At 71.2% G+C, this 8,645-nt stretch carries 6 protein-coding genes and 1 pseudogene; 4 read left to right on the top strand and 3 right to left on the bottom strand.

Going from position 1 to position 8,645, the window contains the following annotated elements; all coding sequences use genetic code 11:
• Together EHS43_RS29535 and EHS43_RS29530 are read right to left on the bottom strand one after the other, a co-directional pair.
• Nucleotides 1-737, bottom strand: a pseudogene (locus tag EHS43_RS29535) (hypothetical protein); the annotation flags it as partial.
• Between the two features lie 132 nt (nt 738-869).
• Nucleotides 870-1,121 (bottom strand): helix-turn-helix domain-containing protein, encoded by a 252-nt coding sequence (locus EHS43_RS29530; protein ID WP_125193774.1) that lies wholly within the window; start codon nt 1,119-1,121, stop codon nt 870-872.
• Between the two features lie 32 nt (nt 1,122-1,153).
• Here EHS43_RS29530 and map point away from each other — a divergent pair, with 32 nt between their 5' ends.
• Both map and EHS43_RS29520 read left to right on the top strand, forming a co-directional pair.
• Complete coding sequence (gene map, locus EHS43_RS29525; RefSeq protein ID WP_125193773.1) at nt 1,154-1,921, top strand: type I methionyl aminopeptidase; 768 nt, start codon at nt 1,154-1,156, stop codon at nt 1,919-1,921.
• 174 nt (nt 1,922-2,095) lie between these two features.
• Nucleotides 2,096-4,651 carry an ATP-dependent Clp protease ATP-binding subunit gene (locus EHS43_RS29520; RefSeq protein ID WP_125193772.1) on the top strand — a complete coding sequence of 852 codons (2,556 nt, stop codon included), beginning with the start codon at nt 2,096-2,098 and terminating at the stop codon, nt 4,649-4,651.
• A gap of 6 nt (nt 4,652-4,657) precedes the next feature.
• Here the strand turns inward: EHS43_RS29520 and ggt are convergent, their stop codons facing one another.
• Nucleotides 4,658-6,454, bottom strand: a complete 1,797-nt coding sequence (ggt, locus tag EHS43_RS29515; RefSeq protein WP_185806466.1) for a gamma-glutamyltransferase — start codon at nt 6,452-6,454, stop codon at nt 4,658-4,660.
• A 144-nt stretch (nt 6,455-6,598) separates the two neighbouring features.
• Here ggt and EHS43_RS29510 point away from each other — a divergent pair, with 144 nt between their 5' ends.
• Together EHS43_RS29510 and EHS43_RS29505 are read left to right on the top strand one after the other, a co-directional pair.
• A complete protein-coding gene (locus tag EHS43_RS29510; RefSeq protein ID WP_185806465.1) occupies nt 6,599-7,360 on the top strand; it encodes a hypothetical protein in 762 nt (253 codons plus the stop codon).
• A 116-nt stretch (nt 7,361-7,476) separates the two neighbouring features.
• Nucleotides 7,477-8,645, top strand: a 1,169-nt coding sequence (locus tag EHS43_RS29505; RefSeq protein ID WP_125193771.1) for a CocE/NonD family hydrolase, incomplete at its 3' end; no start/stop codon positions are given.

Genomic DNA, 8,645 nt, shown 5'->3' with positions numbered 1-8,645 from the left:
GTCCGGGCCTGGTCCTGCGGGTACGGGGCGGGAGCCGTCGGGTGCGAGGCGGGTACGCGGCCGGCCGCTCCGGTGGGCGTGGGCCACTGCGCGGCGGCGTCGGCGAGCGGTGCCCCGGCGGGCGTGCTCGGCGCGGCCTCGCGCTGCGGCGGCATGTCCGGGAACCCGGCGCCCCGGCCGCCGTCCGCGTCCCGCCCCGGCCGGCTCGTCCATGCCTGGTCGTTCCGCGTGCGGTTGTGCAACTCGGCCATGCGGGAACGGAGTTCGGCACAGCGCCGGACGGCGCGTTCGTGGTCGTCGCGGGCCCAGGCGAGGTCCAGGCGGATGGCGTCGGCCTCCTCCTGGGTGGCGGCGGTGGCGAGGCGGCGGCCCAGTTCGGCCTGGCGTTCCGCCGCGTAGCGCTGTTCGCGGAGCATGACGTCGAAGCGGTCACCGAGGGCGTCCCGGCCACCCGGACGGGCGTCATGGGCGGCCTGGGCGGCGGCGTGCAGCGGGCGGGCCCGTTCCGCCTCGGCGTGGGCGGCTTCGGCGCCGTACTCCGCGGCGTAGTCCTGAAGGAGCGACTCGACCACGTCCCAGGGCGGCACCTCACGGCCGTCGAGACAGGCCTGCATACCGTCCGGGTCGCGGTGCCAGAACACCGCGCACCAGCCGGCACCCTGGTCCAGGCGCGCCAGTACACCGTCCAGGTAGGCCACGAACTCCCGCATCCGACCCGGGAGTTGATCCACTGCCATCGCTCAACTCCCGTTAGACCGGAGCACTCCGGTCCGTAAGGCAACACCAGCAGTGTTACGAACGGGCTACGGACAGTTTTCAAGAGCGCAGCAGGAGTCTCCCGGCGCGACCCCGGCCGGGGCGAACTCCCGTCACACGCCCGCGAGCTCGCACAGTCCGGCCAGCTCGTCCATGGAGAGCCCGAGCGCCCGGGCGAGCGCGGCCACCGTGAAGAACGCCGGGGTCGGGGCCCGTCCGGTCTCGATCTTACGGAGCGTTTCCGCGGAGATTCCGGCGCTCGCCGCGACGTCCGCCATGCTGCGGCCGCCGCGGGCCTCGCGCAGCAGCCGGCCGAGCCGCTCGCCGCGTTCGCGTTCTTCGGGAGTGAGAGGGGTGCGTACCATGCACCCATTCTAATACCGGTATAGTAATTGGCATGGTGGAGCTGAAGACGAACACATCGATCGATGCCATGTACGAGGCCGGGCAGGTGGTCGGGCGCGCCCTGACCGCCGTACGAGACGCCGCTGACGTGGGTGTTTCCCTGCTGGAGCTGGACGAGGTGGCGCGTGGGGTGCTGCGGGAGGCGGGGGCGTCCTCGCCCTTCCTCGGCTACCGCCCCACCTTCGCCACCACCCCGTTCCCCGCGGTCATCTGCGCCTCCGTGAACGACGCGATCGTGCACGGCATCCCGACCGGCTACCGGCTGCGCGACGGCGACCTCGTCTCGATCGACTGCGGTGCCCAACTCCGCGGCTGGGCCGGGGACTCGGCGATCAGCTTCACGGTGGGCACCCCGCGCGCCGCCGACGTACGTCTGATCGAGACCGCGGAGCGGGCACTGGCGGCCGGGATCGAGGCCGCGGTGGTGGGCAACCGCATCGGGGACATCGCGCACGCGATCGGCACCGTCTGCCGGGCCGGTGGCTACGGCATCATGGACGACTTCGGCGGCCACGGCATCGGCCGCCGGATGCACGAGGACCCGCCGGTGCCCAACGAGGGGCGCCCGGGCCGCGGCCTCGCGCTGCGGCACGGCATGGTGCTCGCGATCGAGCCGATGCTCATCGCCGGCGGCACGGACGAGTACCACACGGCGCCGGACGGCTGGACGCTGAAGACGAACGACGGCTCGCGCGCGGCGCACACCGAGCACACCGTGGCCATCACCGACGAGGGTCCACGCGTCCTGACGGCACGCTGAGCCCGCCTGGTCGCGAGGGCCTCACCGGACCGGCCCGCCCGCCACCGGCTGAATGTGCCGCACTCCCCCATCCGTGCGAAGGTGTAACCGGCTGACACCCGGGTTACCCGGCCCCGGCACGTCGATCAGCGAGGGTGTCCCCGGCCCGCGCGGGGATGCCGGATGGGAACGCCCATGACCAGCGGATTCAGCGGACCGGAAGGCTACGACGCCTTCGGAGAGTTCCTCGCCCGTTTCTTCGGCGGGCCACGTCCCGGCCCCCGTCAGATCAACATCGGCCAGTTGCTGAGCCAGCCGGCCAGGGAGCTGGTGCGGGGCGCCGCGCAGTACGCCGCCGAGCACGGCAGCCGGGATCTGGACACCCAGCACCTGCTGCGGGCCGCCCTCGCCGCCGAGCCGACCCGGACCCTGCTGAGCCGGGCCGGAGCAGATCCCGACTCGCTCGCCTCGGAGATCGACGAACGCTCCGGCCCCGTCCAGCACCAGCCGGAGGAGGCCCCTCCGCCCACCTCCCTGGCCCTCACCCCGGCCGCCAAGCGCGCGCTGCTCGACGCGCACGAGCTGGCCCGGGCCCGGGGCGCCGGCTACATCGGCCCCGAGCACGTGCTCAGCGCGCTCGCCGCGAACCCCGACTCGGCCGCCGGGCACATCCTCAACTCGGCCCGGTTCGCCCCCACCGGTCTGCCTCCCGAGACGGCCCCGGACGCCGGGCAGCCCGGCGTCGAGACACCGCGTGGCACGGGCACGCCCACGCTCGACAAGTACGGCCGCGATCTCACCGAGCTGGCCCGGCAGGGCCGTATCGACCCGGTGATCGGCCGGGAGGAGGAGATCGAGCAGACCATCGAGGTGCTCTCCCGCCGCGGCAAGAACAACCCGGTGCTCATCGGTGACGCGGGCGTCGGCAAGACCGCCATCGTGGAGGGGCTGGCCCAGCGGATCGTCGACGGGGACGTGCCCGACGTGCTGATCGGGCGCAGGGTGTTCGCCCTCGACCTGACCGGGGTGGTCGCGGGCACCCGCTACCGCGGCGACTTCGAGGAGCGCCTGACGAACATCGTGGGCGAGATCCGCGACAACTCCGAGCGGCTGATCGTCTTCATCGACGAGCTCCACACGGTCGTCGGCGCGGGCGGGGGCGGCGAGGGCGGCTCCCTGGACGCGGGCAACATCCTCAAGCCCGCCCTGGCCCGCGGCGAGCTGCACATCGTGGGCGCGACCACGCTGGAGGAGTTCCGCAGGATCGAGAAGGACGCGGCCCTGGCCCGCCGCTTCCAGCCGATCCTGGTCCCCGAGCCCACACCGGCGGACGCGATCGAGATCCTGCGCGGGCTGCGCGACCGCTACGAGGCCCACCACCAGGTCCGCTACACCGACGAGGCGCTGGTGGCCGCGGTGGAGCTGTCCGACCGCTACGTCACCGACCGGCGCCTGCCCGACAAGGCGATCGACCTGATCGACCAGGCGGGGGCGCGGGTACGCCTGCGCGCACGGACCAAGGGCACCGACGTACGGGCCCTGGAGCGCGAGGTAGAGCAACTGGCCCGGGACAAGGACCAGGCGGTCGCCGACGAGCAGTACGAGCAGGCCACCCGACTACGGGACCGCATCACCGAGTTGAAGCAGCGCATCAGCGAGGCCGCCGGGGGTGACGAGGTCGACGAGGGCCAGCACCTGGAGGTCACCACGGAGGCCGTCGCACAGGTGGTGTCCCGGCTGACCGGCATTCCGGTCAGCAGCCTCACCCAGGAGGAGAAGGACCGGCTGCTCGGCCTGGAGGGACACCTGCACGAGCGGGTGATCGGCCAGGACGAGGCCGTACGGGTCGTCTCGGACGCCGTCCTGCGCTCCCGGGCCGGCCTCGCGAGCCCGGACCGGCCGATCGGCAGCTTCCTGTTCCTCGGCCCGACCGGCGTCGGCAAGACCGAACTGGCCCGCGCCCTCGCCGAGTCCCTGTTCGGCAGCGAGGAGCGCATGGTCCGCCTGGACATGAGCGAGTACCAGGAGCGGCACACCGTCAGCCGCCTGGTCGGCGCCCCGCCCGGATACGTCGGCCACGAGGAGGCGGGCCAGCTGACCGAGGTGGTCCGCAGGCACCCGTACTCGCTGCTCCTGCTGGACGAGGTGGAGAAGGCCCACCCGGACGTCTTCAACATCCTCCTCCAGGTCCTCGACGACGGACGGCTCACCGACTCCCAGGGCCGCACGGTCGACTTCACCAACACGGTGATCGTCATGACCAGCAACCTCGGCTCGGAGGCGATCACCCGCCGGGGATCCGGCATCGGTTTCGGGCCGGGCGGCACGGACGAGGAGGCCCGCCGGGAGCAGATCCTGCGGCCCCTGCGCGACCACTTCCGCCCGGAGTTCCTGAACCGCATCGACGAGATCGTCGTCTTCCGCCAGCTCACCGGCGAGCAACTGCGCGAGATCACCAAGCTGTTGCTGGAGGGCACCCGCCGGCTGCTCCACGCCCAGGGCGTCACGGTCGACTTCACCGACAGCGCGGTCGACTGGCTCGCCGAACGCGGCTACCAACCGGAGTACGGCGCCCGCCCGTTGCGCCGCACGATCCAGCGGGAGGTGGACAACCAGCTGTCCCGCCTGCTGCTGAACGGCACGATCGCCGAGGGCGGCACGGTGACAGTGGACACAGGGGCAGACAGTCTGACGTTCACGCCGACTCCCCAGGGGCGCGGGGAACTGCGCGACGAGCCCCCACGCGCCTGAGGACGACTACGGTGCGGGGTACACCACTTGCGCGGACCCCCCGCCCCGCCGCACGGTCTCAGCGGCTGCCAGCCACTTCCCGTCCGGCAGCCGCTGCACCCCCGTAGCCGCGCCGATCTCGGGGTTGAGCTTGAACGAATGCCCGATGGCCTCCAGCTGCGACCGCTCACCACTGCTGTACAACGGCGGCTCCAGCTCGGTCTGCGCGGCATTGCGCTGACTCGCCCGAGGCGCGGCGATCGCGTCCACCAGCGGCAGCCCGCGGTCGACGAACTCGGTCAGCACCTGGAGCACGGTCGTGATGATGGTCGCCCCGCCGGGCGAACCCAGCGCCACCACCGGCCTGTTGTGCTTGTCGAGGACGATCGTGGGCGAGATCGAGGAGCGCGGCCGCTTGCCGGGCCCCGGCAGGTTCGGGTCGTGGACGGCCGGGTTCGCGGGGGTGAAGGAGAAGTCCGTCAACTCGTTGTTGAGGATGAACCCGCGCCCGGGGACGGTGATCGCGCTGCCACCTGTCTGCTCGATGGTCAGGGTGTAGGAGACGACGTTCCCCCACTTGTCGGCCACCGTCAGATGCGTGGTGTTCTCGCCCTCGTACGTCGTGGGAGCGGCGGTGCCCCGGTCCGCGCAGCCCCCGGGGTGACGCGGGTCCCCCGGCGCCAGCGGGCTCGTGAGCACCGCGTCGTCCTTGATCAGGCAGGCCCGCGAGTCGGCGAACCTCTGTGACAGCAGTTCCTTCGTCGGTACGTCCTCGAAGGCGGGGTCGCCGACCCAGCGCCCCCGGTCCGCGAACGCGATCCGGCTGGCCTCGATGTAGTGGTGCAGGTACTGGACCTCACTGGCCTTCGAAAGGTCGGTGCGCTCAAGGATGTTGAGGGCCTCGCCGACCGTCGTGCCGCCGGACGAGGAGGGCGCGATGGAGTAGACGCCGAGGCCGCGGTAGGAGGTTTTGGTGGGCTTCTGGAGCTTGGCCCGGTAGGCGGCGAGATCCTTCTCGGACAGCTCGCCCGGCCGGGCGTTCCAGCCCGAGGCCGGGTCCACCGGCGGGTGGTTCACGGTGTCGACGATGTCGTCGCCGAGGTCGCCGCGGTAGATCGCGTCGACGCCCTTGCGGCCCAACTCCTGGTAGGTGCGGGCGAGATCGGGGTTCTTGAAGGTGGACCCGACGACCGGCAGCTGCCCGCCGGGCAGGAACAGCTCGGCGGTGTCCGGGAAGTAGCGGAACCGTGTCTCGTTGGACGCGGTCTGGGAGCGGAAGGTCTCGTCGACCGTGAACCCGTCCCGGGCGATCCGCTCGGCCGGCTTCAGGACGCTGCCGAGCGATCTGCTGCCCCACTGGCCGAGCGCCGTGGCCCAGGTGGCGGGGGTGCCCGGAGTGCCGACGCTCAGCCCGCTGCTGACGGCGTCGGCGAAGGCGAGCGGCTTGCCGTTCTCCAGGAACAGGTCGGAGCCGGCGCTCAGCGGTGCCGTCTCGCGGCCGTCGATCGTGTGCACCGTACGGGACTTGGCGTCGTAGTAGACGAAGTAGCCGCCCCCGCCGATGCCGGAGGAGTAGGGCTCGGTGACCCCGAGCGCGGCGGCGGTGGCGACGGCCGCGTCGACCGCGTTGCCGCCCTTCCTCAGGACCTCGATGCCGGCGGCGGAGGCGTCCGCGTCGACGCTGGAGACGGCTCCGCCGTAACCGACGGCGACGGGAACCTTCGCGGGTGCCGAGGTGGCCTGCGGCGGTGCCGCCGCGCTCACCGACACCACGGCGGCCGAGACCGCCAGGACCGACAGCTTCCGTGCGACAGGGCGACGCATCCGTACCTCCAGTCCAGGACCGTCCGCGCAGCGTAACCACATCGCCGTGGCCCCGACACCCCTCTTCGGGGCAGGCGTCATGCGAATGCCACACTTCGAACACCGGTACGTAGGAGTCGTGTCGGCCCGCTAGCATGCGCGCACATGACAGACGACGTGCGCAACATCGTCCTGGGCGTGGTGGCGGCGGGCATCAGCGCCGCGCTCGGCTGGCTGGCCCGGACGTACCTGTGGAAGCGGAAACTCCGCCGCAAGCAGGCGTTCTTCGGGCTGCCGGACAACTCGGAGTCACTGCTGGTCGTGAACCGGGACGCGGGCAGCACCGAACTCTCGGTGCACCGCTACGACGTGTTCGCGCTGCTCGAACTCTCCGCTCTCATCAAGGACTGCGGCGCACACGCCGAGGTGATCACCCAGGACGCGGCCCGGCAGGGCTTCGGGGAACGCACGGAGTTCTGCGTCGGCGGCCCCACGTCGAACCGGCGCATGATGGCGCACATCGCCGCCATGCTGCCCGGGGTGCTGGTGAAGGTCGACCCGTCGGAACCCGGCCCGATCCGCATGACCTATCAGATCGGCAGCGAGCGCTACCTCCTGGAGAAGGGCGTGGCCGAGTACGTCCTGCTCGCCCGCCTCACCGCCGGGCAGCCCGGCCTGACCCGGCCCGTCTTCCTGTTCTGCGGCCAGACGGCCATCACCAACCAGGCCGCGACCCGCTATCTGGCCCGCAACCACGAGCGGTTGTACCGCAAGTACGGCAACAGCTCCTTCGTCCTGCTGCTGAAGGTGGTCAACTCGCATGCGTACGGCCCCGATGTCGCCGAACTGGTCGCGGACGTGACACGTGCGGCCCAGACGCCGCTGCCGACGCCCGCGGCTCCACGGAACTCCCACCGCGCCTCCTGAATTGATTCACAGCACAACAATCGTTACTCCCACGTAACTTACCGACGGGTTACCTCCGGTAAAGCGGCGCGGTTACCGTCTGGTCACTTTGCATTGACACGAGTAGGGAGTGACCCGTGGGACACCCTCGCAAGGCCCTGCGTACGACCACCGTGGGCGCCGTCTCCGCGACCCTGATCGCCGGTGGTGCCCTCGGGCTCGCTCCCGGCGCCCAGGCGGCGGACGCCGTGCGCTTCGTCGACATCACGGGGGACGGCGGAACCGTCCTCAAGGCGAACGTGATCACGCCCGCCGGAGCCGACGGCTCCAGGCGCTACCCGCTGCTCGTCCTGCCCACGAGCTGGGGCCTGCCCCAGGTCGAGTACCTCGCCCAGGCCCAGAAGCTCGCGAACTCCGGCTACGTGGTGGTCAGTTACAACGTCCGCGGGTTCTGGCAATCGGGCGGGCAGATAGAAGTGGCGGGCCCTCCCGACACCGCGGACGCCTCCAAGGTCATCGACTGGGCACTCGCCAACACCCCTGCGGACGACCGGCACATCGGCATGGCGGGCGTCTCGTACGGCGCCGGCATCAGCCTCCTGGCCGCCGCCCACGACAAGCGCATCAAGGCCGTCGCCGCCCTCAGCGGCTGGGCCGATCTGATCGACTCGATCTACTCCGGCCGCACCCAGCACGTCCAGGCCGCGGCCCTGCTGGACGGCGCGAGCCTGGTCACGGGCCGTCAGAGCGCCGAGATCCGGCAGATCTTCGACAACTTCTACGCGTCGAACCTGTCGAAGGAACAGGAGATGATCGATTGGGGGAAGAAACGTTCAGCCGCAACCTACGTGGACCAGATCAACCAGAACGGCGCCGCGGTCATGATGGCCAACGCGTGGGGCGACACGGTCTTCGCGCCCAACCAGTACGCGGGCTTCTACGAGAAGCTGACCGGCCCGAAGAGACTGGAGTTCCGCCCCGGCGACCACGCCACCGCCGAACTGACCGGCCTGTTCGGCCTGCCCAACGACGTGTGGACCGACACCGAGCGCTGGTTCGACCGCTATCTCAAGGGCGCGGACAACGGCATCGACCGCGAGCAGCCGGTCCAGCTCAAGTCCCGTTCCGCGGGCGGGTACGAGGGCTACCCGGACTGGAAGTCCGTCGGCGCCACCCGGAAGAAGATCGCCCTCGCGGGCACCACCACGATCCACACCAACGTCGACTCGGGGGCGGACGGCGGGATCGTCTTCCTGTCCAGCATCCTCGACCAGCTGGCCCAGGCTCCCCCGGTGGCCTCCCTCCC

The organism is Streptomyces sp. RP5T (assembly GCF_003933965.1).
Classification (GTDB): domain Bacteria; phylum Actinomycetota; class Actinomycetes; order Streptomycetales; family Streptomycetaceae; genus Streptomyces.
The sequence above is the reverse complement of the archived record's forward strand: the minus strand, read 5'-3'. Positions and strand labels throughout refer to the sequence as shown.